Consider the following 24872-nt stretch of genomic DNA (forward strand, 5'->3'; position numbering starts at 1 on the left):
CCATCGCTCAACGGATAAAAGGTACTCCGGGGATAACAGGCTGATACCGCCCAAGAGTTCATATCGACGGCGGTGTTTGGCACCTCGATGTCGGCTCATCACATCCTGGGGCTGAAGCCGGTCCCAAGGGTATGGCTGTTCGCCATTTAAAGTGGTACGCGAGCTGGGTTTAGAACGTCGTGAGACAGTTCGGTCCCTATCTGCCGTGGACGTTTGAGATTTGAGAGGGGCTGCTCCTAGTACGAGAGGACCGGAGTGGACGAACCTCTGGTGTTCCGGTTGTCACGCCAGTGGCATTGCCGGGTAGCTATGTTCGGGAAAGATAACCGCTGAAAGCATCTAAGCGGGAAACTTGCCTCAAGATGAGATCTCACTGGAACCTTGAGTTCCCTGAAGGGCCGTCGAAGACTACGACGTTGATAGGTTGGGTGTGTAAGCGCTGTGAGGCGTTGAGCTAACCAATACTAATTGCCCGTGAGGCTTGACCATATAACACCCAAGCAATTTGCGTCGAAGAGACCAGATTGCGGTGTGTGAAGACGAAACGAACCGAAAGTTCGATGTTCACAAACACCGACAGCTGTCACATACCCAATTTGCTGAAGCGAGGCCATCTGGTCACGAGTCAGTACCCGAATTTCTTGACGACCATAGAGCGTTGGAACCACCTGATCCCATCCCGAACTCAGCAGTGAAACGATGCATCGCCGATGGTAGTGTGGGGTTTCCCCATGTGAGAGTAGGTCATCGTCAAGATTAAATTCCGAAACCCCAATTGCGAAAGCAGTTGGGGTTTTGTTTTGCCTGCAAGAAATCGATGCGCTTGATTTCTATGCAATGGCCCGGTGCATGGCTATTATTCGGGCCTCATTGTGAGGCGAGACCTGCATGCTGACGTTGTTAAATCTCTTGAAGGACGGTCGATTCCATTCTGGCCAGGATCTGGGGGCTGCTCTGGGGATAAGTCGGAGCGCAGTATGGAAGCAGCTTCAGCACCTTGAGGCTGAACTTGGATTGTCCATCCATAAGGTTCGAGGGCGGGGCTATCAATTGGCTGCGCCATTGACTCTGCTCGATTCGGTGGAAATCTCCGCAACAGTGCCGAAGTGGCCGGTGACCGTGCTGGATTCAGTCGACTCGACAAATGCTGAAGCGCTGCGCGCCATTGGCCAAGGTGCTTCTGCACCTTTTTTGGTTCTCGCTGAGCGGCAGGTCTCCGGCCGTGGGCGTAGAGGACGTAAATGGGTCAGTCCGTTTGCTGAAAATCTTTATTACAGCCTCGTCCTGCGTATTGATGGCGGGATGCGCCAGCTTGAGGGATTGAGTCTCGTCGTGGGTTTGGCTGTTATGCAGGCTCTGCGAAATTTCGATGTCTCCTCTGCCGGACTGAAATGGCCCAACGATGTTCTTGTCGGAAACAAGAAAGTCGCGGGGATCCTCCTTGAGCTCGTCGGCGATCCGGCGGATGTTTGTCATGTAGTGTTGGGCATTGGCATCAACGTGAACATGCAAAAGGCTGACGAAGTCGACCAGCAATGGACTTCGATACGGCTCGAATCCGGCAATAGTGTTGATCGTAATGCTTTGGTGGGGGAGTTGAGCGCACAGTTGAACTCCTATATCCAGCGCCATCAGTTGAAAGGCTTTTCTACGCTTCAAGCAGAATGGGAAGCCAATCATTTGTGGCAGGGTCGTTCGGTATCATTGATTGCAGGTTCAAACCAGATAGACGGCGTGGTAGTTGGAATAGATAGCCAGGGTGCGCTGCGGCTGAAGGTGGATGGGGTGGAGAAAGTCTTTAGTGGTGGTGAGCTCAGCCTGAGGTTGCGTGATGATTCTTGAGCTCGATTGTGGAAACAGTTTCATCAAGTGGCGAGTATTGAAATCTGCGTCTGGAGTCTTGTTTGCCGAGGGTGTCGTGGACTCTGATCTGGCATTGCTGGAGAGCTTGAAGGCTCTGGATGGGCTTGCCCTCCGCAGATGTCGCGTGGTCAGTGTCAGGACCACTGAAGAAACAGATTCTCTGGTTGATGTTCTTGAACGCGAGTTCGCTATTTCGGTAGTGCGCGCCACGTCCGCTCAGCAAATGTCCGGCGTCAGGAATGGTTACGAAGATTATCAGCGCCTGGGGCTCGATCGCTGGCTGGCCATGCTAGGCGGCTTCCACTTGGCATCGGGCAAGGCGTGCCTGGTACTCGATTTCGGTACAGCGGTGACGGCAGATTTCGTAGCGGCTGACGGTGAGCATCTGGGAGGCTTCATTTGTCCTGGAATGCCATTGATGCGAGATCAGTTGCGCACGCATACCCGGAAGATTCGCTATGGAGACCTGGCGGCTGAGCGCGCGCTGTCCAGCACTGCGCCAGGGCGCACAACTGTTGAGGCGGTGGAGCGCGGTTGTTCCTTGATGTTGCGAGGCTTTGTGTTGACCCAGATGGAAATTGCCCACGCGTCTTGGGGTGAGAATTTTGCAGTTTTCATAACGGGGGGTGATGCCCAACTGGTGGCAGATGTTGCGCCTGAGGCTCGGGTCGTCCCGGACCTGGTATTTGTTGGGTTGGCTATGGCGTGTCCTTTTTCCTGAGGTTTGTATGCGTTGGTTGTTCCTCCTGTTAGTCGTTCTGAACGTTTTTTATTATGTCTGGCATCAGCAGGAGGCGCCTCTGCGGGCAAAGGATGTGACGCCTCTCAGCTTGTACCGCGGTTCCCAGCAAGACATTCGTTTGCTAAGTGAGTCGAACGGTAATATGGGGGAGGGGCAAAAGGGGCAGGAGGGCCGGCGGCAAGACTGCTTGTTCCTCGGCGGCCTTGCCCGGCAGGAGTCGATTGCACGTCTTCAACAACGGTTGGCAGAAATGGGGGTCGAGGTGCGGTCTTCGTCAAAAGATGTTTCGGGAGAGGGTTATTGGTTGTCTGTCGCGCCTCAGAGCCAGCGTTTATTGGGTGATGTCCAGCTGCAAAACCTTTCCAATGAATTCAATGAGTTAAAACATAAAATAATGCTGTGTGAGGGGGTTGCACCTGTTCAATAGTTTGCATAGAATGGCGCCCGCTCCACAGCGAAGACCTGAAGAGGTAGTTGACGTGGGGTGGTGTCAATGCAGCTAACCTCAGGTTTTTAAATGAGAAAATGCTTGACAGGGGTTTGGCATAGTATAGAATGCCGGCCTGATTAGGAGGGGTTCCCGAGCGGCCAAAGGGATCAGACTGTAAATCTGACGTCTACGACTTCGAAGGTTCGAATCCTTCTCCCTCCACCAGATTTAAGCGTGAGCTGCAGGCTCCGCGGGTATAGTTTAGTGGTAGAACCTCAGCCTTCCAAGCTGATGATGCGGGTTCGATTCCCGCTACCCGCTCCAAGTTTGCAGGTTGTGCAAAGTGTTTTGCTCTTGTAGCTCAGTTGGTAGAGCACACCCTTGGTAAGGGTGAGGTCAGCGGTTCAAATCCGCTCAAGAGCTCCATCTAACAAGGCAGATATGAAAATATCTGCCTTTGTTTTAATGGTTGATATTGTTTTTCCAATTCTTCTGTTTGAGGGTGATATCGATGGCTAAGGAAAAATTTGATCGTTCCCTGCCCCACGTCAACGTTGGGACCATTGGTCACGTTGACCACGGTAAAACCACTCTGACCGCTGCTCTGACTCGCGTCTGCTCCGAAGTTTTCGGTTCGGCCGTCGTTGAATTCGACAAGATCGACAGCGCTCCAGAAGAAAAAGCTCGCGGTATCACCATCAACACCGCTCACGTTGAGTACAACTCGACTATTCGTCACTACGCTCACGTTGACTGCCCAGGTCACGCTGACTACGTGAAGAACATGATCACCGGTGCTGCCCAGATGGACGGCGCAATCCTGGTTTGCTCGGCCGCTGATGGTCCGATGCCACAAACCCGTGAGCACATCCTGCTGTCCCGTCAGGTAGGCGTTCCGTACATCGTGGTTTTCCTGAACAAGGCTGACCTGGTAGACGACGCTGAGCTGCTGGAACTGGTTGAGATGGAAGTTCGTGACCTGCTGTCGACCTACGACTTCCCAGGCGACGACACTCCGATCATCATCGGTTCGGCTCGTATGGCGCTGGAAGGCAAAGACGACAACGAGATGGGCACCACTGCCGTTCGTAAACTGGTTGAAACTCTGGATACCTACATCCCAGAACCAGTTCGTATGATCGACAAGCCATTCCTGATGCCAATCGAAGACGTATTCTCGATCTCGGGTCGCGGTACTGTTGTGACTGGTCGTATCGAGCGCGGTATCGTTCGCGTTCAGGATGCACTGGAAATCGTTGGTCTGCGTGACACCACCACCACCACCTGCACCGGTGTTGAGATGTTCCGCAAGCTGCTCGACGAAGGTCGTGCTGGCGAGAACTGCGGCGTTCTGCTGCGTGGTACCAAGCGTGACGACGTTGAGCGTGGCCAGGTTCTGGTCAAGCCAGGTTCGGTCAAGCCGCACACCAAGTTCACCGCAGAAGTTTACGTTCTGAGCAAGGAAGAAGGCGGTCGTCACACTCCGTTCTTCAAAGGCTACCGTCCACAGTTCTACTTCCGTACTACTGACGTGACTGGTAACTGCGAGCTGCCAGAAGGCGTTGAAATGGTAATGCCAGGTGACAACATTCAGATGACTGTTACCCTGATCAAAACCATCGCGATGGAAGACGGTCTGCGTTTCGCTATCCGTGAAGGCGGTCGTACCGTCGGCGCCGGCGTCGTAGCCAAAATCATCGAGTAAGTAGTTGTAATGTATTTTTCGGGCCGGCATAATGGTCGGCCTGATTTTGTTTTAGGTCAGTAGCTCAATTGGCAGAGCGACGGTCTCCAAAACCGTAGGTTGGGGGTTCGATTCCCTCCTGACCTGCCAGATTCACTCAGTGTGTCTGGCTTTCTTTTCACAGGATCTTCATAGATGACTCCTAAAGCTGAAGCTCAAGGCTCTCGCTTCGATCTGCTCAAGTGGCTTGTAGTTGTCGCTTTGGTGGTTGTTGGCGTTGTTGGCAATCAGTATTATTCTGCTTCGCCGATCCTGTACCGTGTACTCGCTTTGCTTGTCATTGCTGCTGTAGCTGCCTTTGTAGGCCTGCAGACTGCGAAGGGCAAGTCTTTCTTTGTACTGGTTAAGGAAGCTCGCACCGAGATTCGTAAAGTCGTGTGGCCAACTCGCCAAGAAACCACGCAGACCACCCTGATTGTGGTGGCTGTTGTTCTGGTTATGGCGTTGCTGTTGTGGGGTCTTGATTCCCTGCTCGGCTGGCTTGTTTCCTTGATTGTCGGCTAAGGGTGTCCCGTGGCTAAGCGTTGGTATGTTGTGCATGCTTACTCGGGTTACGAGAAGCATGTGATGCGCTCGCTGGTCGAGCGCGTAAAGCTGGCTGGCATGGAAGATGGCTTCGGCGAGATTCTGGTTCCCACTGAAGAAGTGGTTGAAATGCGTAATGGCCAGAAACGCAAAAGCGAGCGCAAGTTCTTCCCTGGCTATGTGCTGGTCCAGATGGATATGAATGAGGGTACTTGGCACTTGGTCAAGGATACTCCTCGGGTGATGGGCTTTATCGGCGGTACCGCTGACAAGCCTGCACCCATCACTGATAAAGAGGCAGAAGCGATTCTGCGTCGTGTCGCTGATGGTAGCGACAAGCCGAAGCCGAAGACTCTGTTTGAGCCAGGTGAGACGGTACGAGTCAATGACGGTCCATTCGCTGATTTCAATGGCGTCGTCGAAGAAGTTAACTACGAAAAGAGCCGGATCCAGGTCGCAGTGCTCATTTTCGGTCGCTCTACTCCGGTGGAGCTCGAGTTCAGTCAGGTCGAAAAGGTCTAACTGGACAAGCAATCCCAACCCCGCAGCCCTAGGCTGTGGGGTTTTGTCGTCACTGGGATAAACGCGCAAGTAACCGGGGAGCCTTTCGAGGCGTTCGAACCCGTAATTGGAGTGCCTCATGGCCAAGAAGATTACCGCTTACATCAAGCTGCAAGTGAAGGCCGCTCAGGCTAACCCAAGCCCACCTGTTGGTCCTGCTCTGGGTCAGCACGGCGTGAACATCATGGAATTCTGCAAGGCCTTCAACGCCCGTACTCAGGGTCTTGAGCCAGGTCTGCCGACTCCAGTGATCATCACTGTCTACAGCGACCGCAGCTTCACTTTCGAAACCAAATCCACCCCTGCTTCGGTTCTGCTGAAGAAGGCGGCCGGTCTGACCAGCGGCTCCGCTCGTCCGAACACCGTTAAGGTTGGCACTGTTACCCGTGCTCAGCTGGAAGAAATCGCGAAAACCAAAAACGCGGATCTGACTGCAGCTGATATGGATGCAGCCGTGCGTACTATCGCCGGTTCTGCTCGTAGCATGGGCCTTAACGTGGAGGGTGTGTAATGGCTAAGCTGACCAAGCGTCAAAAGGCTATCGCCGGCAAAATCGAAGCAGGCAAGGCCTACAACATTGTAGACGCTGCCGCTCTGCTGGCTGAGCTGTCGACTGTCAAGTTCAGCGAGTCGTTCGACGTTGCTGTAAACCTGGGTGTTGACCCGCGTAAATCCGACCAGGTTGTTCGTAGCGCTACCGTGCTGCCACACGGCACTGGCAAGACTGTTCGCGTTGCTGTGTTCACTCAGGGTCCAGCTGCTGAGGCCGCTTTGGCTGCCGGCGCTGACCGTGTAGGCATGGACGATCTGGCTGCCGAAATGAAAGGCGGCGACCTGAACTACGACGTAGTGATCGCATCCCCGGATGCAATGCGCGTTGTAGGTCAGTTGGGTCAGATCCTCGGTCCACGTGGTCTGATGCCTAACCCTAAGGTTGGTACTGTGACTCCAGACGTAGCCACCGCGGTTAAAAACGCCAAGGCTGGTCAGGTTCGTTATCGCACCGACAAAAACGGCATCATCCACACCTCCGTTGGCAAAATCGGTTTCGACGCCGTCAAGCTGAAGGAAAACGTTGAAGCCCTGATCGCTGACCTGAAGCGTATCAAGCCAGCTTCTTCGAAAGGTATCTACGTCAAGCGCGTTACCCTGAGCACCACTATGGGCCCAGGTCTGGTTATCGACCAGAGCTCGCTGGACGCGTAAGACACAGATTGGCGCGAGAGATTGCGTCAATTGAAAAATTGGGGTCCCTGCCTGGCGGGGGCTATCCAAGACCGTAGGCGACGCAAGTCTTAAACCATCAGCCTACGCAGATGGTGCTCCCGGTTCCTTACCGAATCAGACACCAAAACGACATTCGGTTTCGATCGAATGAAACGGTAACAAGCAGGAGTTAAACCCGTGGCAATTAATCTCGAAGACAAGAAGGCCATCGTCGCTGAAGTCAACGAGGCTGCCAAAGTCGCTCTGTCCGCTGTCGTGGTTGATGCACGTGGCGTAACAGTAGGCGCAATGACCGGACTCCGTAAAGAGGCTCGTGAAGCTGGCGTTTACGTACGTGTTGTACGTAACACCCTGCTCAAGCGCGCTGTTGCTGACACTCAATACAGTGTCCTCAACGACGTGTTCACCGGCCCGACCCTGATTGCATTCTCCAACGAACATCCGGGCGCTGCTGCCCGTATCTTCAAAGAGTTTGCCAAGGGTCAGGACAAGTTCGAGATCAAGGCAGCTGCGTTCGAGGGCAAGTTCCTCGCAGCTAATCAGATCGACGTACTGGCAACTCTGCCGACCCGTGACGAAGCAATTTCCCAGCTGATGAGCGTGATTCAAGGCGCTACCAGCAAATTGGCTCGTACTCTGGCGGCAATTCGCGACCAGAAAGAAGCTGCCGCAGCCTAAGGCTCGTCAACTTTTCGCGTTTTTTGTTTATTTCGATGGTCGCGTAGGCCGTCCCCCAATTCAGGAATTGAGTCATGTCTCTGACTAACGAACAAATCATCGAAGCAATCGGCCAGAAATCCGTAGTGGAAATCGTTGAGCTGATCAAAGCGATGGAAGAAACCTTCGGTGTTACCGCTGCTGCCGCTTCGGCTGGTCCAGCTGCTGCTGCCGCTGTTGTTGAAGAGCAAACCGAGTTCAACGTTGTTCTGCTGGAAGCTGGCGAGAAGAAGGTTAACGTGATCAAGGCAGTTCGTGAACTGACCGGTCTGGGCCTGAAAGAAGCCAAAGAGAAAGTAGACGGCGCTCCTCAGGTTGTAGCTGAAGGCGTTTCGAAAGAAGCGGCTGAAGACGCCAAGAAGAAGCTGGAAGAAGCAGGCGCTAAAGTCGAGCTGAAGTAAGCATCGACTTTGCTCCTCCAGCCCGAGCGTCAAGCGACAGGCTGATGGCTGGTGGCTCTTGCCACCGGCCTTTTTCCGTTATTGGCAGCCGACTGGGTCGGTGCTGATAAAGGCGCTGTAACCACCCGATGCGGTGGCGCAAACCATGGGGTTTGCACGATTTTCTGGCTGCTCCCGTCGGGAGGGGCCAAACAAGCAGGTGACCAAGCTGGGGAACGCTGATGGCTTACTCATATACTGAGAAAAAACGTATCCGCAAGGACTTTAGCAAGTTGCCGGACGTCATGGATGTGCCTTACCTCCTGGCCATCCAGCTGGATTCGTATCGTGAATTCTTGCAAGCGGGAGCGACTAAAGATCAGTTCCGCGACGTGGGCCTGCATGCGGCCTTCAAATCCGTTTTCCCGATCATCAGCTACTCCGGCAATGCTGCGCTGGAGTACGTCGGTTATCGTCTGGGCGAACCGGCATTTGATGTCAAAGAATGCGTATTGCGCGGTGTAACTTTCGCCGTACCTTTGCGGGTAAAAGTGCGCCTGATCATTTTCGACAAAGAATCGTCGAACAAAGCGATCAAGGACATCAAAGAGCAAGAAGTCTACATGGGTGAAATCCCCCTGATGACTGAGAACGGTACCTTCGTAATCAACGGTACCGAACGTGTAATCGTTTCCCAGCTGCACCGTTCCCCGGGCGTGTTCTTCGACCACGACCGCGGCAAGACGCATAGCTCCGGCAAACTGCTGTACTCCGCGCGCATCATTCCTTACCGCGGTTCCTGGCTGGACTTCGAGTTCGACCCGAAAGACTGCGTGTTTGTGCGTATCGACCGTCGTCGCAAGCTGCCGGCATCCGTGCTGCTGCGCGCGCTCGGCTATACCACCGAAGAAGTGCTCGACGCGTTCTACACCACCAACGTTTTCCACCTGAGCGGAGAAACCCTCAGCCTGGAACTGGTGCCGTCGCGCCTGCGTGGCGAGATCGCAGTTCTGGACATCCAGGACGAAAAGGGCAAGGTCATCGTTGAAGCAGGCCGCCGTATTACCGCGCGCCACATCAACCAGATCGAAAAAGCCGGCATCAAGACGCTGGAAGTGCCTCTGGACTACGTCCTGGGTCGCACCACCGCCAAGGTCATCGTGCATCCGGCTACCGGCGAAATCCTGGCTGAGTGCAACACCGAGCTGAACACCGAAGTCCTGGCAAAAATTGCCAAGTCCGGCGTTGTACGCATCGAGACTCTGTACACCAACGACATTGACTGCGGTCCGTTCGTCTCCGACACGCTGAAGATCGACTCCACCAGCAACCAATTGGAAGCGCTGGTCGAGATCTATCGCATGATGCGTCCAGGCGAGCCGCCAACCAAAGACGCAGCCGAAACCCTGTTCAACAACCTGTTCTTCAGCCCTGAGCGCTACGACCTGTCTGCGGTCGGCCGGATGAAGTTCAACCGTCGTATCGGTCGTACCGAGATCGAAGGTTCGGGCGTGCTGTGCAAGGAAGACATCGTCGCGGTGCTGAAGACTCTGGTCGACATCCGCAACGGTAAAGGCATTGTCGATGACATCGACCACTTGGGTAACCGTCGTGTTCGCTGCGTAGGCGAAATGGCCGAGAACCAGTTCCGCGTTGGCCTGGTACGTGTTGAGCGTGCGGTCAAAGAGCGTCTGTCGATGGCTGAAAGCGAAGGCCTGATGCCGCAAGACCTGATCAACGCCAAGCCAGTGGCTGCGGCGGTGAAAGAATTCTTCGGTTCCAGCCAGCTCTCGCAGTTCATGGACCAGAACAACCCGCTGTCCGAGATCACCCACAAGCGTCGTGTCTCTGCACTCGGCCCTGGCGGTCTGACGCGTGAGCGCGCTGGCTTCGAAGTCCGTGACGTACACCCGACTCACTACGGTCGTGTCTGCCCGATTGAAACGCCGGAAGGTCCGAACATCGGTCTGATCAACTCCCTGGCTGCGTACGCTCGCACCAACCAGTACGGCTTCCTGGAAAGCCCGTACCGCGTGGTGAAAGAGGGTGTGGTCACCGACGAGATCGTGTTCCTGTCCGCCATTGAAGAAGCCGATCACGTGATCGCGCAGGCTTCGGCGACCATGAACGAGCAGAAAGTCCTGATCGACGAACTGGTTGCCGTACGTCACCTGAACGAATTCACCGTCAAGGCGCCTGAAGAAGTCACCCTGATGGACGTTTCGCCGAAGCAGGTAGTTTCGGTTGCAGCGTCGCTGATTCCGTTCCTCGAGCACGACGACGCCAACCGTGCGTTGATGGGTTCGAACATGCAGCGTCAAGCTGTACCAACCTTGCGCGCTGACAAGCCGCTGGTAGGTACCGGCATGGAGCGTAACGTAGCCCGTGACTCCGGCGTTTGCGTCGTGGCTCGTCGTGGCGGCGTGATCGATTCCGTCGACGCCAGCCGTATCGTGGTTCGTGTTGCTGATGACGAAGTTGAAACCGGCGAAGCTGGTGTCGACATCTACAACCTGACCAAATACACCCGCTCGAACCAGAACACCTGCATTAACCAGCGTCCGCTGGTGAGCAAGGGCGATCGCGTTCAGCGTAGCGACATCATGGCCGATGGCCCGTCCACCGACATGGGTGAACTGGCGCTGGGTCAGAACATGCGCATCGCGTTCATGGCATGGAACGGCTTCAACTTCGAAGACTCCATCTGCCTGTCCGAGCGTGTGGTTCAGGAAGACCGTTTCACCACGATCCACATTCAGGAACTGACCTGTGTGGCCCGTGACACCAAGCTTGGCCCAGAGGAAATCACTGCGGACATCCCGAACGTGGGTGAAGCTGCACTGAACAAGCTGGACGAAGCCGGTATCGTTTACGTCGGTGCTGAAGTAGGCGCAGGCGACATCCTGGTCGGCAAGGTCACTCCGAAAGGCGAGACCCAGCTGACGCCGGAAGAAAAACTGCTGCGTGCGATCTTCGGTGAAAAAGCCAGCGACGTTAAGGACACCTCCCTGCGCGTGCCAACTGGCACCAAAGGTACTGTCATTGACGTACAGGTCTTCACTCGTGACGGCGTTGAGCGTGATGCTCGTGCTCTGTCGATCGAGAAGTCCCAGCTGGACGAGATCCGCAAGGATCTGAACGAAGAGTTCCGCATCGTCGAAGGCGCGACTTTCGAACGTCTGCGTTCCGCTCTGGTAGGTCACAAGGCTGAAGGCGGCGCGGGTCTGAAGAAAGGCCAGGACATCACCGACGAAGTACTCGACGGTCTCGAGCACGGCCAGTGGTTCAAACTGCGCATGGCTGAAGATGCTCTGAACGAGCAGCTCGAGAAGGCTCAGGCCTACATCGTTGATCGTCGCCGTCTGCTGGACGACAAGTTCGAAGACAAGAAGCGCAAACTGCAGCAGGGCGATGACCTGGCTCCAGGCGTGCTGAAAATCGTCAAGGTTTACCTGGCAATCCGTCGTCGCATCCAGCCGGGCGACAAGATGGCCGGTCGTCACGGTAACAAAGGTGTGGTCTCCGTGATCATGCCGGTTGAAGACATGCCGCACGATGCCAATGGCACCCCGGTCGACGTGGTCCTCAACCCGCTGGGCGTACCTTCGCGTATGAACGTTGGTCAGATCCTCGAAACCCACCTGGGCCTCGCGGCCAAAGGTCTGGGCGAGAAGATCAATCGGATGGTCGAAGAGCAGCGTAAAGTCGCTGAACTGCGCACCTTCCTGGACGAGATCTACAACCAGATCGGCGGTCGTAACGAAGATCTGGACAGCTTCTCCGATCAGGAAATCCTGGATCTGGCGAAGAACCTGCGTGGCGGCGTTCCAATGGCCACTCCAGTGTTCGACGGCGCCAAGGAAAGCGAAATCAAGGCCATGCTGAAACTGGCAGACCTGCCGGAAAGCGGCCAGATGCAGCTGACCGACGGCCGTACCGGCAACAAGTTCGAGCGTCCAGTTACCGTTGGCTACATGTACATGCTGAAGCTGAACCACTTGGTAGACGACAAGATGCACGCGCGTTCTACCGGTTCGTACAGCCTGGTTACCCAGCAGCCGCTGGGTGGTAAGGCGCAGTTCGGTGGTCAGCGTTTCGGGGAGATGGAGGTCTGGGCACTGGAAGCATACGGTGCTGCATACACTCTGCAAGAAATGCTCACAGTGAAGTCGGACGATGTGAACGGCCGTACCAAGATGTACAAGAACATCGTGGATGGCGATCACCGTATGGAGCCGGGCATGCCCGAGTCCTTCAACGTGTTGATCAAGGAAATTCGTTCCCTCGGCATCGATATCGATCTGGAAACCGAATAACACGTGACGCGAATCGAGAGCGGGGCAGGATTGCCCGCTCTCTGCTCCGCCAGGAGGAAAGGCCTTGAAAGACCTACTGAATTTGCTGAAAAACCAGGGTCAAGTCGAAGAGTTCGACGCCATCCGTATCGGATTGGCATCGCCTGAGATGATCCGTTCGTGGTCGTTCGGTGAAGTTAAAAAGCCGGAAACCATCAACTACCGTACGTTCAAACCTGAGCGTGACGGCCTGTTCTGCGCCAAGATCTTTGGCCCGGTAAAGGATTACGAGTGCCTGTGCGGTAAGTACAAGCGCTTGAAGCACCGTGGTGTGATCTGCGAGAAGTGCGGCGTTGAAGTTGCACTGGCCAAGGTTCGTCGTGAGCGCATGGCGCACATCGAACTGGCTTCGCCGGTTGCCCACATCTGGTTCCTGAAATCGCTGCCGTCGCGTATCGGCTTGCTGATGGACATGACCCTGCGTGATATCGAACGCGTTCTCTACTTCGAGAGCTATGTCGTTATCGATCCAGGCATGACCACCCTTGAAAAAGGTCAGCTGCTGAACGACGAGCAGTACTTCGAAGCGCTGGAAGAGTTCGGTGACGACTTCGACGCCCGCATGGGTGCTGAAGCCGTCCGCGAACTGCTGCACGCTATCGACCTGGAGCACGAGATTGGCCGTCTGCGCGAAGAAATTCCGCAAACCAACTCCGAAACCAAGATCAAGAAGCTGTCCAAGCGTCTGAAGTTGATGGAAGCCTTCCAGGGTTCCGGCAACCTGCCAGAGTGGATGGTGCTGACCGTTCTGCCGGTTCTGCCGCCAGATCTGCGTCCACTGGTCCCGCTGGATGGCGGTCGTTTCGCGACTTCCGACCTCAACGATCTGTATCGTCGAGTGATCAACCGTAACAACCGTTTGAAGCGCCTGCTGGATCTGTCCGCTCCGGACATCATCGTGCGCAACGAAAAGCGTATGTTGCAGGAAGCTGTCGATGCACTGCTCGACAACGGTCGTCGTGGCCGCGCTATCACCGGTTCCAACAAGCGTCCTCTGAAATCCCTGGCTGACATGATCAAGGGTAAGCAGGGTCGTTTCCGTCAGAACTTGCTCGGTAAGCGTGTTGACTACTCCGGTCGTTCGGTAATTACCGTAGGCCCGACCCTGCGTCTGCACCAGTGCGGTCTGCCGAAGAAGATGGCTCTCGAGCTGTTCAAGCCGTTCATTTTCGGCAAGCTGGAAATGCGCGGTCTCGCGACCACCATCAAAGCGGCCAAGAAAATGGTCGAGCGCGAGCTGCCAGAGGTTTGGGACGTTCTCGCTGAAGTGATTCGCGAACACCCGGTCCTGCTCAACCGTGCACCGACCCTTCACCGTCTGGGTATCCAGGCGTTTGAACCGGTTCTGATCGAAGGTAAGGCTATCCAGCTGCACCCGCTGGTCTGCGCCGCGTACAACGCCGACTTCGACGGCGACCAGATGGCCGTGCACGTACCGCTGACACTGGAAGCCCAGTTGGAAGCGCGTGCGTTGATGATGTCGACCAACAACATTCTGTCGCCAGCCAACGGTGAGCCAATCATCGTTCCGTCGCAGGACGTTGTATTGGGTCTGTACTACATGACCCGTGAAGCGATCAACGCCAAAGGCGAAGGTCGTGTATTCGCGGATCTGCAGGAAGTTGACCGTGTGTTCCGTGCCGGCGAAGCCGCACTGCACGCCAAGGTCAAGGTTCGTATCAACGAAACCGTCAACGACCGTGATGGCAACAGCGTGAGCGGTACCCGTATCGTCGACACCACTGTCGGCCGTGCGCTGCTGTTCCAGGTTGTGCCAAAAGGTCTGTCGTTCGACGTCGTCAACCTGCCGATGAAGAAAAAGGCGATCTCCAAGCTGATCAACCAGTGCTACCGCGTGGTTGGTTTGAAAGAGACCGTGATCTTCGCTGACCAGTTGATGTACACCGGTTTCGCGTACTCGACCATCTCCGGCGTTTCCATCGGTGTTAACGACTTCGTTATCCCGGATGAAAAAGCCCGCATCATCGGTGCTGCCACCGACGAAGTGAAAGAGATCGAGAGCCAGTACGCCTCCGGCCTGGTAACCCAGGGCGAGAAGTACAACAAAGTGATCGACCTCTGGTCGAAAGCGAACGACGAAGTTTCCAAGGCAATGATGGCCAACCTCTCGAAAGAGAAGGTTATCGACCGTCACGGCGTGGAAGTCGATCAAGAGTCGTTCAACTCGATGTACATGATGGCCGACTCGGGTGCGCGGGGTTCCGCAGCACAGATTCGTCAGCTGGCCGGTATGCGTGGTCTGATGGCCAAGCCGGACGGTTCCATCATTGAAACGCCGATTACTGCGAACTTCCGTGAAGGTTTGAGCGTACTTCAGTACTTCATCTCGACTCACGGTGCTCGTAAAGGTCTGGCGGATACCGCGTTGAAAACTGCGAACTCCGGTTACCTGACTCGTCGTCTGGTAGACGTGGCGCAGGATCTGGTTGTAACCGAGATCGATTGCGGCACCGAACACGGTCTGCTGATGACTCCGCACATTGAAGGCGGTGACGTTGTAGAGCCGTTGGGTGAACGCGTATTGGGTCGTGTTATTGCCCGTGACGTATTCAAGCCAGGTACCGAGGACGTTATCGTTCCTGCCGGTACTCTGGTGGACGAGAAGTGGGTTGAATTCATCGAGCTGAACAGCATCGACGAAGTGATCGTGCGTTCGCCGATCAGCTGCGAAACCCGCTATGGCATTTGCGCCAAGTGCTACGGCCGTGATCTGGCGCGTGGTCACCAGGTGAACATCGGTGAAGCGGTCGGCGTTATCGCTGCCCAGTCCATCGGTGAGCCGGGTACCCAGCTGACCATGCGTACGTTCCACATCGGTGGTGCGGCAAGCCGTACTTCTGCAGCCGATAGCGTTCAGGTGAAGAATGGCGGTACCGTCCGTCTGCACAACCTGAAGCACGTTGAGCGAGTGGATGGCCACTTGGTAGCTGTGTCCCGTTCCGGTGAGCTGGCGATCGCTGATGACTTCGGTCGTGAGCGCGAGCGTTACAAGCTGCCGTACGGTGCCGTGATTTCGGTTAAAGAAGGTGACAAGGTCGACGCTGGCGCCATCGTGGCCAAGTGGGATCCGCACACTCACCCGATCGTTACCGAAATGAAAGGTACCGTGACCTACGTGGGCATGGAAGAAGGCATCACGATCAAGCGTCAGACTGACGAATTGACCGGTATGACCAACATTGAAGTACTCGACGCGAAAGATCGTCCAGCTGCGGGCAAGGAAATTCGTCCTGCAGTGAAGATGGTCGACGACAACGGCAAGGATCTGTTGCTGCCAGGCACTGACGTTATCGCTCAGTATTTCCTGCCAGCCAACGCCCTGGTCGGTGTGGCTGACGGCGCGAAGATTGCGATCGGTGATGTTATCGCTCGTATCCCGCAGGAAACTTCGAAGACTCGTGACATCACCGGTGGTCTGCCGCGTGTTGCCGACCTGTTCGAAGCTCGTCGTCCGAAAGAAGCGTCGATTCTGGCTGAAGTCAGCGGCACCATCGCGTTCGGTAAAGAGACCAAGGGCAAGCGCCGTCTGGTCATTACCCCGAACGACGGTAGCGATCCGTACGAAGAGCTGATTCCGAAGTGGCGTCACCTGAACGTGTTCGAAGGCGAACAGGTAAACCGCGGCGAAGTTATCTCCGACGGTCCGAGCGATCCACACGACATCCTGCGTCTGCTGGGTGTAAGTGCGCTGGCCAAGTACATCGTCAACGAGATCCAGGACGTTTACCGTCTGCAAGGCGTGAAGATCAACGACAAGCACATCGAGACCATCCTGCGTCAGATGCTGCGTAAAGTTGAGATCTCCGAGTCCGGCGACTCCAGCTTCATCAAGGGCGACCAGATGGAACTGACTCACGTTCTGGTAGAGAACGAGCGTCTGAGCACGGAAGACAAGTTTGTCTCCAAGTTCACTCGCGTTCTGCTGGGTATCACCAAGGCGTCGTTGTCCACCGAATCGTTCATCTCGGCGGCTTCCTTCCAGGAAACCACCCGCGTACTGACCGAAGCGGCAGTCACCGGCAAGCGCGATTACCTGCGCGGCCTGAAAGAAAACGTTGTCGTGGGTCGTTTGATCCCGGCGGGTACCGGTCTGGCTTATCACAGCGAGCGCAAGCGTCGCCGTGATGCAGACAAACCGTTGCGCGTAAGCGCCAGTGAAGTGGAAGCTGCACTGACCGAAGCGCTGAACTCGAGCGGTAACTGAGTTCTGCGGTAATTGAGCGTAGGGCCCTGATCGCTCCGTTCGTCGAATCGAGACATTTAGTCAAGGTTCGACGGGCGGGGAGGTCGGGGCCTTGCCTTGACTGGGACCAAGATCCTCTTTAGACTCTTGATCCCCTAAATTTGGCGGGAATTCGTTCCTGCCATTTTGCTTTTCTTGCAAGACAATAGCGTCGCAAGACAACAGTGGAGCTAGTAGATGGCAACTATCAACCAGCTGGTACGTCAGCCGCGTAAGCGTATCGTCGAGAAATCCGACGTGCCTGCGCTGCAGAACTGCCCGCAACGTCGTGGCGTGTGCACCCGTGTGTACACCACCACGCCGAAAAAACCTAACTCGGCACTGCGTAAAGTATGCCGTGTGCGCCTGACCAACGGTTTCGAGGTTTCCTCGTACATCGGTGGTGAAGGTCACAACCTGCAAGAGCACAGCGTGGTACTGATCCGCGGCGGTCGTGTAAAAGACTTGCCAGGTGTTCGTTACCACACCGTTCGCGGCTCCTTGGATACTTCCGGCGTTAAAGGCCGTAACCAGGGTCGTTCCAAGTACGGTACCAAGCGTCCGAAGTAATCGGCCGTTTTGCAGTTTTTCATTTTATTGAGTCGATAAGAGTAAGGTCGGGCACGCATCCATTGGATCTGTCCCGAGCTAACCTGAAGACCGCTTGAGGGCTTATCATGCCAAGACGTCGCGTAGCAGCAAAGCGTGAGATTCTGGACGATCCGAAATACGGAAGCCAGATCCTCGCCAAATTCATGAACCACGTTATGGAAAGCGGCAAGAAAGCCGTTGCCGAGCGTATCGTTTATGGTGCCCTGGAAACCGTTGCGGCCCGTAAGGCTGGCACCGATCCCCTGGAACTCTTCGAAAAAGCACTCGACGCCATCGCTCCGCTGGTCGAAGTGAAGTCGCGCCGCGTTGGTGGTGCTACTTACCAGGTTCCGGTCGAGGTTCGTCCTTCCCGTCGTAACGCTCTGGCAATGCGCTGGTTGGTAGACTTCGCCCGTAAGCGTGGCGAGAAGTCTATGGCTCTGCGTTTGGCTGGCGAACTGCTGGATGCTGCTGAAGGTAAAGGTGCTGCTGTTAAGAAGCGTGAAGACGTGCACCGTATGGCTGAAGCCAACAAAGCTTTCTCGCACTACCGCTTCTAATTTTAGCTTCACTAATTTTGCGAGGGCTTTATGGCTCGTACTACTCCGATTAGCCGCTACCGTAACATCGGTATCGTTGCTCACGTGGATGCTGGTAAAACCACCACCACCGAGCGCGTACTGTTTTACACCGGCAAAAGTCACAAAATGGGCGAGGTGCATGATGGCGCCGCGACCACAGACTGGATGGTTCAGGAGCAGGAGCGTGGTATTACCATTACTTCTGCTGCCATTACCGCCTTCTGGAAAGGTTCCGAGAAGCAGTACCCGCACGAACACCGCTTCAACGTAATCGATACCCCGGGCCACGTAGACTTCACCATTGAAGTTGAACGTTCCCTGCGCGTACTCGACGGCGCTGTCGTTGTATTCTGCGGTACTTCGGGTGTTGAGCCACAGTCGGAAACCGTATGGCGTCAAGCCAACAAATACGGCGTTCCACGTCTTGTTTACGTAAACAAGATGGACCGTGCCGGTGCCAACTTCCTGCGCGTGATCGGTCAGATCAAGCAGCGTCTGGGTCACACTCCGGTGCCGATTCAGCTGGCTATCGGTTCCGAAGACAACTTCCAGGGTCAGATCGATCTGATCAACATGCAAGCTGTCTACTGGAACGACTCTGACAAGGGTATGGTCCCTGTTCGCAAGGACATCCCTGCTGAGCTGCAAGAGCTGGCTGAAGAGTGGCGCAACAACATGGTTGAAGCTGCTGCCGAAGCCAACGAAGAGCTGATGAACAAGTACCTGGAAGGCGAAGAGCTGTCGATCGAAGAGATCAAGGCTGCTTTGCGTCAGCGTACTATCGCCGGCGAAATCGTTCTGGCCGTTTGCGGTTCTTCGTTCAAGAACAAGGGCGTTCCCCTGGTTCTCGACGCTGTTATCGACTACCTGCCTGCTCCTACCGACATTCCTGCGATCAAGGGTTCCAACCCTGATAACGAGGAAGAGGAAATGGAGCGTCACGCAAGCGATGACGAGCCGTTTGCTGCTCTGGCGTTCAAGATTGCTACCGACCCATTCGTGGGTACTCTGACCTTCGTCCGCGTTTACTCGGGCGTGTTGAACTCCGGCGACGGCGTGATCAACTCGGTCAAGGGCAAGAAAGAGCGTGTGGGTCGTATGGTGCAAATGCACGCAAACGCCCGTGAAGAGATCAAGGAAGTACGCGCTGGCGACATCGCGGCCCTGATCGGCATGAAGGACGTCACCACTGGTGAAACCCTCTGCAACGCTGACAAGCCAATCATCCTGGTTCGCATGGACTTCCCGGAGCCGGTTATTTCGGTTGCCGTAGAGCCCAAGACCAAGGACGACCAGGAAAAAATGGGTATCGCTCTGGGCAAACTTGCTCAGGAAGACCCGTCTTTCCGCGTTAAAACTGATGAAGAGACTGGTCAGACGATCATCTCCGGCATGGGTGAGCTGCACCTGGACATCCTGGTTGACCGGATGCGCCGTGAGTTCAACGTCGAAGCCAACATCGGCAAGCCTCAGGTTTCGTATCGTGAGCGCATCACGAAGAACTGTGAAATCGAAGGCAAGTTCGTTCGTCAGTCCGGTGGTCGCGGCCAGTTCGGTCACTGCTGGATTCGTTTTGCTCCTGCTGACGAAGGTCAGGAAGGTCTGCAATTCGTGAACGAAGTTGTAGGTGGTGTGGTTCCTAAGGAATACATCCCGGCTATCCAGAAGGGTATCGAAGAGCAGATGAAGAACGGCGTTGTTGCCGGCTATCCGCTGATCGGCCTGAAGGCTACCGTGTTCGATGGTTCTTACCACGACGTCGACTCGAACGAGATGGCGTTTAAAGTGGCTGCTTCCATGGCGACCAAGCAACTGGCCCAGAAGGGCGGTGGTGAGTTGCTCGAGCCGATCATGGCTGTAGAAGTTGTTACGCCTGAAGACTATATGGGTGATGTGATGGGCGACCTTAACCGTCGTCGCGGCATGATCCAGGGTATGGAAGACACAGTGTCCGGCAAGGTTATCCGTGCCGAGGTTCCACTGGGTGAGATGTTCGGTTATGCGACCGACGTTCGTTCCATGTCCCAGGGTCGCGCAAGCTACTCTATGGAATTCAAAAAATACGATACGGCTCCGTCGCACATCGTCGAATCCGTAACCAAAAAACAAGGCTGATTCAGCCCCTTTAGGCTAGGAGTTAATTGTCGTGGCTAAAGAAAAATTTGATCGTTCCCTACCGCACGTCAACGTTGGCACCATCGGTCACGTTGACCACGGTAAAACCACTCTGACCGCTGCTCTGACTCGCGTCTGCTCCGAAGTTTTCGGCTCGGCCGTCGTTGAATTCGACAAGATCGACAGCGCTCCAGAAGAAAAAGCTCGCGGTATCACCATCAACACCGCTCACGTTGAGTACAACTCGACTATTCGTCACTACGCTCACGTTGACTGCCCAGGTCACGCTGACTACGTGAAGAACATGATCACCGGTGCTGCCCAGATGGACGGCGCGATCCTGGTTTGCTCGGCCGCTGATGGTCCGATGCCACAAACCCGTGAGCACATCCTGCTGTCCCGTCAGGTAGGCGTTCCGTACATCGTGGTTTTCCTGAACAAGGCTGACCTGGTAGACGACGCTGAGCTGCTGGAACTGGTTGAGATGGAAGTTCGTGACCTGCTGTCGACCTACGACTTCCCAGGCGACGACACTCCGATCATCATCGGTTCGGCTCGTATGGCGCTGGAAGGCAAAGACGACAACGAGATGGGCACCACTGCCGTTCGTAAACTGGTTGAAACTCTGGATACCTACATCCCAGAACCAGTTCGTATGATCGACAAGCCATTCCTGATGCCAATCGAAGACGTATTCTCGATCTCGGGTCGCGGTACTGTTGTGACTGGTCGTATCGAGCGCGGTATCGTTCGCGTTCAGGATGCACTGGAAATCGTTGGTCTGCGTGACACCACCACCACCACCTGCACCGGTGTTGAGATGTTCCGCAAGCTGCTCGACGAAGGTCGTGCTGGCGAGAACTGCGGCGTTCTGCTGCGTGGTACCAAGCGTGACGACGTTGAGCGTGGCCAGGTTCTGGTCAAGCCAGGTTCGGTCAAGCCGCACACCAAGTTCACCGCAGAAGTTTACGTTCTGAGCAAGGAAGAAGGCGGTCGTCACACTCCGTTCTTCAAAGGCTACCGTCCACAGTTCTACTTCCGTACTACTGACGTGACTGGTAACTGCGAGCTGCCAGAAGGCGTTGAAATGGTAATGCCAGGTGACAACATTCAGATGACTGTTACCCTGATCAAAACCATCGCGATGGAAGACGGTCTGCGTTTCGCTATCCGTGAAGGCGGTCGTACCGTCGGCGCCGGCGTCGTAGCCAAAATCATCGAGTAAGACTTTTTTAAAGTCAGCTTGATGGATTGAAAAAGCCCCCGCTCAGCGGGGGCTTTTTTATTGGGTTGACACCTATCGGGGGCGTCTATAGAATTGCGCCTCCTTTTAACGGGCGTATTGCGCCCGGTGGGAATAGCAGCCGGAGTCTGAAATCCAATGCAAAATCAGCAAATCCGTATCAGGTTGAAGGCTTTTGACCATCGCCTGATCGACCAATCAACCCAGGAAATCGTGGAAACCGCGAAACGTACTGGTGCTCAAGTGCGTGGTCCAATTCCACTGCCTACCCGTAAAGAGCGGTTCACCGTTCTGGTTTCCCCGCACGTCAACAAAGACGCGCGTGACCAGTACGAGATCCGCACTCATAAGCGCGTTCTGGACATCGTCCAGCCAACGGATAAAACCGTTGATGCTCTTATGAAGCTTGATCTTGCGGCCGGTGTGGAAGTGCAGATCAGCCTCGGCTAAGACTCGGTCTTAGTCGTGTAACGCTCTGAAATGGGCGGCCATAGCGGGTGAAAGCCCCGTACACTCATGAGGTTTACAACATGACTATTGGTGTAGTCGGTCGTAAATGCGGTATGACCCGTATTTTCACCGAAGAAGGTGTCTCCATTCCGGTCACGGTCATTGAGATCGAGCCGAATCGCGTCACCCAGTTCAAAACTGAAGAGACCGATGGCTATCGTGCAGTGCAAGTCACTGTCGGCGAGCGTCGTGCTTCGCGTGTAACAGCAGCTCAGGCTGGCCACTTCGCTAAAGCGAACGTTGCCGCTGGTCGCACCACCATGGAATTCCGTCTTGAAGAAGGCGAGTACCAGGCAGGCGATCTGATCAACGCTGAAATCTTCGCCGCTGGTCAACTGGTTGATGTAACCGGTCAGTCCAAGGGTAAAGGCTTCCAGGGTACGATCAAGCGTTGGAATTTCCGCGGGCAAGATAACACCCACGGTAACTCCGTATCCCACCGCGTCCCAGGCTCTATCGGCCAGTGCCAGACTCCTGGTCGTGTATTCAAGGGCAAAAAAATGTCCGGTCATATGGGCGCTGAGCGCGTGACCGTGCAGTCCCTGGAAGTAGTGCGCGTGGACGCTGAACGCAATCTGTTGTTGGTCAAGGGCGCTGTTCCTGGCGCTACTGGCGGCAACCTGGTTGTACGTCCAGCAGCCAAGGCTCGCGGTTAAGGGGAAGCTGACATGCAATTAAATGTAAATGACGCTCAAGCGATCGAAGTTTCCGAACTGACATTTGGCGGCGAATTCAACGAGACGCTGGTTCACCAAGCAGTCGTGGCCTACATGGCCGGCGGCCGTCAAGGTAGCAAGCAGCAGAAGACCCGTTCCGACGTTCGTGGTGGCGGCAAGCGCCCATGGCGTCAGAAAGGTACTGGCCGTGCTCGTGCCGGTACTATCCGTAGCCCAATCTGGCGTGGCGGCGGTACCACTTTCGCAGCTCGTCCACAGGATCACTCCCAGAAGCTGAACAAGAAGATGTATCGCGCAGCAATGCGTTCCATCCTTGCTGAGCTGGTGCGTACTGATCGTCTGGTCGTGGTTCAGGATTTCGCTGTTGAAACTCCGAAAACCAAAGATCTGCTGGGCAAGCTGAACAACATGAGCCTGACCGATGTTCTCATCGTGTCGGACGCTGTTGATCAGAACCTGTACCTGGCTGCTCGCAACCTGCCGCACGTAGATGTACGTGACGTGCAAGGTTCCGATCCAGTTAGTCTGATCGCATACGACAAGGTGTTGATCACCGTGTCGGCCGTGAAGAAATTCGAGGAGCTGCTGGGATGAACCAGGAACGCGTATTTAAAGTTCTGCTTGGCCCGCACGTTTCCGAGAAGGCTACGGTTCTGGCAGACAAGAAAGGCCAGTTCGTTTTCAAGGTTGCTACTGACGCAACCAAGCTGGAAATCAAGAAGGCCGTCGAAAGCCTGTTCAGCGTGAAAGTAGAGCGCGTCACTACCCTGAATGTTCTGGGTAAGAGCAAGCGCACTGCTCGCGGTCTGGGCAAGCGTAATGACTGGAAGAAGGCAGTTATCTCCCTTCAGCCAGGCCAAGATCTCGATTTCAGCAGCAGTGCTGAGTAAGGAAGGGGTGCATCATGGCAATCGTTAAATGCAAACCGACTTCCCCTGGCCGCCGTTTTGTGGTCAAGGTGGTCAACCAGGAGCTGCATAAAGGCGCTCCTCACGCACCGCTGCTCGAGAAAAAATCGAAGACTGGTGGTCGTAACAACAATGGCCGTATTACCACTCGTCACATCGGTGGTGGTCATAAGCAGCATTACCGTATGGTCGATTTCCGTCGCAACGACAAAGATGGCATCGTCGCCACTGTCGAACGTATTGAATACGATCCAAACCGTACTGCTCACATCGCACTGCTGTGCTACGCAGACGGCGAGCGCCGCTACATCATCGCCCCTAAAGGCGTGAGTGCTGGCGACCAGCTGATCGCAGGCGCTCTGGCTCCAATCAAGCCAGGCAACGCTCTGCAACTGCGCAACATTCCAGTCGGTTCTACCGTACACGGCATCGAATTGAAGCCAGGTAAAGGCGCACAGATCGCTCGTTCCGCTGGTGCTTCGGCTCAGCTGATCGCTCGTGAAGGTGTGTACGTTACCCTGCGTCTGCGTTCCGGTGAGATGCGTAAAGTCCTGGCTGAATGCCGTGCGACCCTGGGCGAAGTCTCGAACTCCGAGCACAGCCTGCGTTCGCTGGGTAAAGCCGGTGCCAAACGCTGGCGTGGCGTTCGCCCAACCGTTCGTGGTGTTGCCATGAACCCGGTTGACCACCCACATGGTGGTGGTGAAGGTCGTACCTCTGGTGGTCGTCATCCGGTATCGCCATGGGGCTTCCCGACTAAGGGCGCGAAGACTCGTGGTAATAAGCGTACCGACAAAATGATCGTCCGTCGTCGCAAGTAAATAGAGGGATACGACAGTGCCACGTTCTCTGAAAAAAGGTCCTTTTATTGATCTTCACCTACTGAAGAAGATCGAAGTGGCGGCGGAAAAGAACGATCGCAAACCAATTAAAACCTGGTCGCGTCGTTCCATGATCCTGCCACAAATGGTCGGTCTGACCATCGCAGTACACAACGGTCGTCAGCACGTCCCGGTTCTCGTTAACGAAGACATGGTCGGCCACAAACTGGGCGAGTTCGCCGGTACCCGCAACTATCGCGGGCACGTGGCTGACAAGAAAGCCAAGCGTTAAGGGGTAAGGAAATGGAAGTAGCCGCTAAGTTGTCGGGCGCTCGAATCTCCGCCCAGAAAGCCCGCTTGGTCGCCGACCAGATCCGCGGGAAGAAGGTGGGCGAAGCGCTCAACCTGTTGGCTTTCAGCAGTAAGAAAGCCGCCGAGATCATGAAAAAAGTGCTGGAGTCGGCCGTAGCCAACGCCGAGCATAACGAAGGCGCAGACGTTGATGACCTGAAAGTCAGCACCGTTTTCGTCAACGAAGGGCGTTCGCTGAAGCGCATCATGCCACGTGCCAAAGGCCGTGCTGATCGCATCGTCAAGCGGTCTTGCCATATCACTGTCAAGGTTGCTGACAAGTAACGG

23 protein-coding genes, 4 tRNA genes and 2 rRNA genes (1 of these 29 running past the window's edge) are annotated in these 24872 nt (G+C 55.3%); all 29 read left to right on the forward strand.

What is annotated here, in order from left to right; genetic code table 11:
- Positions 1-489, forward strand: a 23S ribosomal RNA gene (locus tag BLU24_RS04415); it begins 2405 nt to the left of the window's first position.
- Positions 490-640: 151 nt separating this feature from the next.
- Positions 641-756: ribosomal RNA gene (rrf, locus tag BLU24_RS04420) — 5S ribosomal RNA — on the forward strand.
- A 132-nt stretch (positions 757-888) separates the two neighbouring features.
- Positions 889-1842, forward strand: coding sequence for a bifunctional biotin--[acetyl-CoA-carboxylase] ligase/biotin operon repressor BirA (gene birA, locus BLU24_RS04425; protein ID WP_090286782.1), 954 nt, complete (start codon positions 889-891; stop codon positions 1840-1842).
- Entirely contained in the window at positions 1832-2584 is a 753-nt protein-coding gene (locus tag BLU24_RS04430) for a pantothenate kinase (protein ID WP_093097838.1), read from the forward strand. Before birA ends, BLU24_RS04430 begins: the two co-directional genes overlap by 11 nt.
- A 7-nt stretch (positions 2585-2591) precedes the next feature.
- Positions 2592-3032 carry a hypothetical protein gene (locus tag BLU24_RS04435; RefSeq protein ID WP_093097839.1) on the forward strand — a complete coding sequence of 147 codons (441 nt, stop codon included), beginning with the start codon at positions 2592-2594 and terminating at the stop codon, positions 3030-3032.
- A 143-nt stretch (positions 3033-3175) separates the two neighbouring features.
- A tRNA-Tyr gene (locus BLU24_RS04440) sits at positions 3176-3260 on the forward strand.
- Positions 3261-3285: 25 nt separating this feature from the next.
- Positions 3286-3359, forward strand: a tRNA-Gly gene (locus BLU24_RS04445).
- 26 nt (positions 3360-3385) lie between these two features.
- Positions 3386-3461: transfer RNA gene (locus tag BLU24_RS04450), tRNA-Thr, on the forward strand.
- Positions 3462-3546: 85 nt separating this feature from the next.
- Positions 3547-4740, forward strand: a complete 1194-nt coding sequence (gene tuf, locus BLU24_RS04455; RefSeq protein WP_024014521.1) for an elongation factor Tu — start codon at positions 3547-3549, stop codon at positions 4738-4740.
- Between the two features lie 53 nt (positions 4741-4793).
- Positions 4794-4869, forward strand: a tRNA-Trp gene (locus BLU24_RS04460).
- Positions 4870-4914: 45 nt separating this feature from the next.
- Positions 4915-5283: a preprotein translocase subunit SecE gene (gene secE, locus BLU24_RS04465; protein WP_007916493.1), complete on the forward strand. Its 369-nt coding sequence runs from the start codon at positions 4915-4917 to the stop codon at positions 5281-5283.
- 9 nt (positions 5284-5292) lie between these two features.
- Positions 5293-5826 carry a transcription termination/antitermination protein NusG gene (gene nusG / locus BLU24_RS04470; protein ID WP_007916492.1) on the forward strand — a complete coding sequence of 178 codons (534 nt, stop codon included), beginning with the start codon at positions 5293-5295 and terminating at the stop codon, positions 5824-5826.
- A 118-nt stretch (positions 5827-5944) separates the two neighbouring features.
- A complete protein-coding gene (gene rplK, locus BLU24_RS04475; protein WP_003176435.1) occupies positions 5945-6376 on the forward strand; it encodes a 50S ribosomal protein L11 in 432 nt (143 codons plus the stop codon).
- A complete protein-coding gene (gene rplA, locus BLU24_RS04480) occupies positions 6376-7071 on the forward strand; it encodes a 50S ribosomal protein L1 (RefSeq protein ID WP_003228754.1) in 696 nt (231 codons plus the stop codon). Before rplK ends, rplA begins: the two co-directional genes overlap by 1 nt.
- 198 nt (positions 7072-7269) lie before the next feature.
- A complete protein-coding gene (gene rplJ / locus BLU24_RS04485) occupies positions 7270-7770 on the forward strand; it encodes a 50S ribosomal protein L10 (protein WP_008081912.1) in 501 nt (166 codons plus the stop codon).
- Between the two features lie 74 nt (positions 7771-7844).
- Complete coding sequence (rplL, locus tag BLU24_RS04490) at positions 7845-8210, forward strand: 50S ribosomal protein L7/L12 (RefSeq protein ID WP_003228750.1); 366 nt, start codon at positions 7845-7847, stop codon at positions 8208-8210.
- Positions 8211-8431: 221 nt separating this feature from the next.
- Positions 8432-12505 carry a DNA-directed RNA polymerase subunit beta gene (rpoB, locus tag BLU24_RS04495; RefSeq protein WP_093097841.1) on the forward strand — a complete coding sequence of 1358 codons (4074 nt, stop codon included), beginning with the start codon at positions 8432-8434 and terminating at the stop codon, positions 12503-12505.
- A 64-nt stretch (positions 12506-12569) separates the two neighbouring features.
- Positions 12570-16769 (forward strand): DNA-directed RNA polymerase subunit beta', encoded by a 4200-nt coding sequence (gene rpoC, locus BLU24_RS04500; protein WP_090286774.1) that lies wholly within the window; start codon positions 12570-12572, stop codon positions 16767-16769.
- 216 nt (positions 16770-16985) lie between these two features.
- Complete coding sequence (rpsL, locus tag BLU24_RS04505) at positions 16986-17357, forward strand: 30S ribosomal protein S12 (RefSeq protein ID WP_003186084.1); 372 nt, start codon at positions 16986-16988, stop codon at positions 17355-17357.
- 107 nt (positions 17358-17464) lie between these two features.
- Positions 17465-17938, forward strand: a complete 474-nt coding sequence (rpsG, locus tag BLU24_RS04510) for a 30S ribosomal protein S7 (RefSeq protein WP_016772941.1) — start codon at positions 17465-17467, stop codon at positions 17936-17938.
- Between the two features lie 30 nt (positions 17939-17968).
- A complete protein-coding gene (gene fusA / locus BLU24_RS04515; RefSeq protein ID WP_090286772.1) occupies positions 17969-20074 on the forward strand; it encodes an elongation factor G in 2106 nt (701 codons plus the stop codon).
- A gap of 31 nt (positions 20075-20105) precedes the next feature.
- Positions 20106-21299 (forward strand): elongation factor Tu, encoded by a 1194-nt coding sequence (gene tuf, locus BLU24_RS04520; RefSeq protein WP_024014521.1) that lies wholly within the window; start codon positions 20106-20108, stop codon positions 21297-21299.
- Between the two features lie 156 nt (positions 21300-21455).
- A complete protein-coding gene (rpsJ, locus tag BLU24_RS04525; RefSeq protein WP_003186070.1) occupies positions 21456-21767 on the forward strand; it encodes a 30S ribosomal protein S10 in 312 nt (103 codons plus the stop codon).
- A gap of 80 nt (positions 21768-21847) precedes the next feature.
- Positions 21848-22483: a 50S ribosomal protein L3 gene (rplC, locus tag BLU24_RS04530; protein ID WP_003228738.1), complete on the forward strand. Its 636-nt coding sequence runs from the start codon at positions 21848-21850 to the stop codon at positions 22481-22483.
- A 12-nt stretch (positions 22484-22495) separates the two neighbouring features.
- Positions 22496-23098 (forward strand): 50S ribosomal protein L4, encoded by a 603-nt coding sequence (gene rplD / locus BLU24_RS04535; RefSeq protein ID WP_003228735.1) that lies wholly within the window; start codon positions 22496-22498, stop codon positions 23096-23098.
- Positions 23095-23394 (forward strand): 50S ribosomal protein L23, encoded by a 300-nt coding sequence (gene rplW, locus BLU24_RS04540; RefSeq protein WP_002555488.1) that lies wholly within the window; start codon positions 23095-23097, stop codon positions 23392-23394. The genes rplD and rplW overlap by 4 nt, the downstream gene beginning before the upstream one ends.
- Positions 23395-23408: 14 nt before the next feature.
- On the forward strand, positions 23409-24233 hold the full coding sequence (rplB, locus tag BLU24_RS04545; RefSeq protein WP_003228734.1) for a 50S ribosomal protein L2: 825 nt from the start codon (positions 23409-23411) through the stop codon (positions 24231-24233).
- 16 nt (positions 24234-24249) lie between these two features.
- Positions 24250-24525 carry a 30S ribosomal protein S19 gene (gene rpsS, locus BLU24_RS04550; RefSeq protein WP_011336172.1) on the forward strand — a complete coding sequence of 92 codons (276 nt, stop codon included), beginning with the start codon at positions 24250-24252 and terminating at the stop codon, positions 24523-24525.
- A gap of 11 nt (positions 24526-24536) precedes the next feature.
- Positions 24537-24869 (forward strand): 50S ribosomal protein L22, encoded by a 333-nt coding sequence (rplV, locus tag BLU24_RS04555; RefSeq protein ID WP_003103908.1) that lies wholly within the window; start codon positions 24537-24539, stop codon positions 24867-24869.
- The last annotated feature ends 3 nt before the right edge of the window (positions 24870-24872 follow it).

Origin of the sequence: Pseudomonas sp. Z003-0.4C(8344-21) (assembly GCF_900104975.1) — a bacterium.
GTDB lineage: Bacteria > Pseudomonadota > Gammaproteobacteria > Pseudomonadales > Pseudomonadaceae > Aquipseudomonas > Aquipseudomonas granadensis.

Excerpts from the sequence above, each read along its gene's own strand:
- birA (WP_090286782.1), top strand. The coding sequence starts at position 889 with ATGCTGACGTTGTTAAATCTCTTGAAGGACGGTCGATTCCATTCTGGC.
- BLU24_RS04430 (WP_093097838.1), top strand. The coding sequence starts at position 1,832 with ATGATTCTTGAGCTCGATTGTGGAAACAGTTTCATCAAGTGGCGAGTA.
- BLU24_RS04435 (WP_093097839.1), top strand. The coding sequence starts at position 2,592 with ATGCGTTGGTTGTTCCTCCTGTTAGTCGTTCTGAACGTTTTTTATTAT.
- tuf (WP_024014521.1), top strand. The coding sequence starts at position 3,547 with ATGGCTAAGGAAAAATTTGATCGTTCCCTGCCCCACGTCAACGTTGGG.
- secE (WP_007916493.1), top strand. The coding sequence starts at position 4,915 with ATGACTCCTAAAGCTGAAGCTCAAGGCTCTCGCTTCGATCTGCTCAAG.
- rplK (WP_003176435.1), top strand. The coding sequence starts at position 5,945 with ATGGCCAAGAAGATTACCGCTTACATCAAGCTGCAAGTGAAGGCCGCT.
- rplA (WP_003228754.1), top strand. The coding sequence starts at position 6,376 with ATGGCTAAGCTGACCAAGCGTCAAAAGGCTATCGCCGGCAAAATCGAA.
- rplL (WP_003228750.1), top strand. The coding sequence starts at position 7,845 with ATGTCTCTGACTAACGAACAAATCATCGAAGCAATCGGCCAGAAATCC.
- rpoB (WP_093097841.1), top strand. The coding sequence starts at position 8,432 with ATGGCTTACTCATATACTGAGAAAAAACGTATCCGCAAGGACTTTAGC.
- rpsL (WP_003186084.1), top strand. The coding sequence starts at position 16,986 with ATGGCAACTATCAACCAGCTGGTACGTCAGCCGCGTAAGCGTATCGTC.
- rpsG (WP_016772941.1), top strand. The coding sequence starts at position 17,465 with ATGCCAAGACGTCGCGTAGCAGCAAAGCGTGAGATTCTGGACGATCCG.
- fusA (WP_090286772.1), top strand. The coding sequence starts at position 17,969 with ATGGCTCGTACTACTCCGATTAGCCGCTACCGTAACATCGGTATCGTT.
- rpsJ (WP_003186070.1), top strand. The coding sequence starts at position 21,456 with ATGCAAAATCAGCAAATCCGTATCAGGTTGAAGGCTTTTGACCATCGC.
- rplC (WP_003228738.1), top strand. The coding sequence starts at position 21,848 with ATGACTATTGGTGTAGTCGGTCGTAAATGCGGTATGACCCGTATTTTC.
- rplD (WP_003228735.1), top strand. The coding sequence starts at position 22,496 with ATGCAATTAAATGTAAATGACGCTCAAGCGATCGAAGTTTCCGAACTG.
- rplW (WP_002555488.1), top strand. The coding sequence starts at position 23,095 with ATGAACCAGGAACGCGTATTTAAAGTTCTGCTTGGCCCGCACGTTTCC.
- rplB (WP_003228734.1), top strand. The coding sequence starts at position 23,409 with ATGGCAATCGTTAAATGCAAACCGACTTCCCCTGGCCGCCGTTTTGTG.
- rplV (WP_003103908.1), top strand. The coding sequence starts at position 24,537 with ATGGAAGTAGCCGCTAAGTTGTCGGGCGCTCGAATCTCCGCCCAGAAA.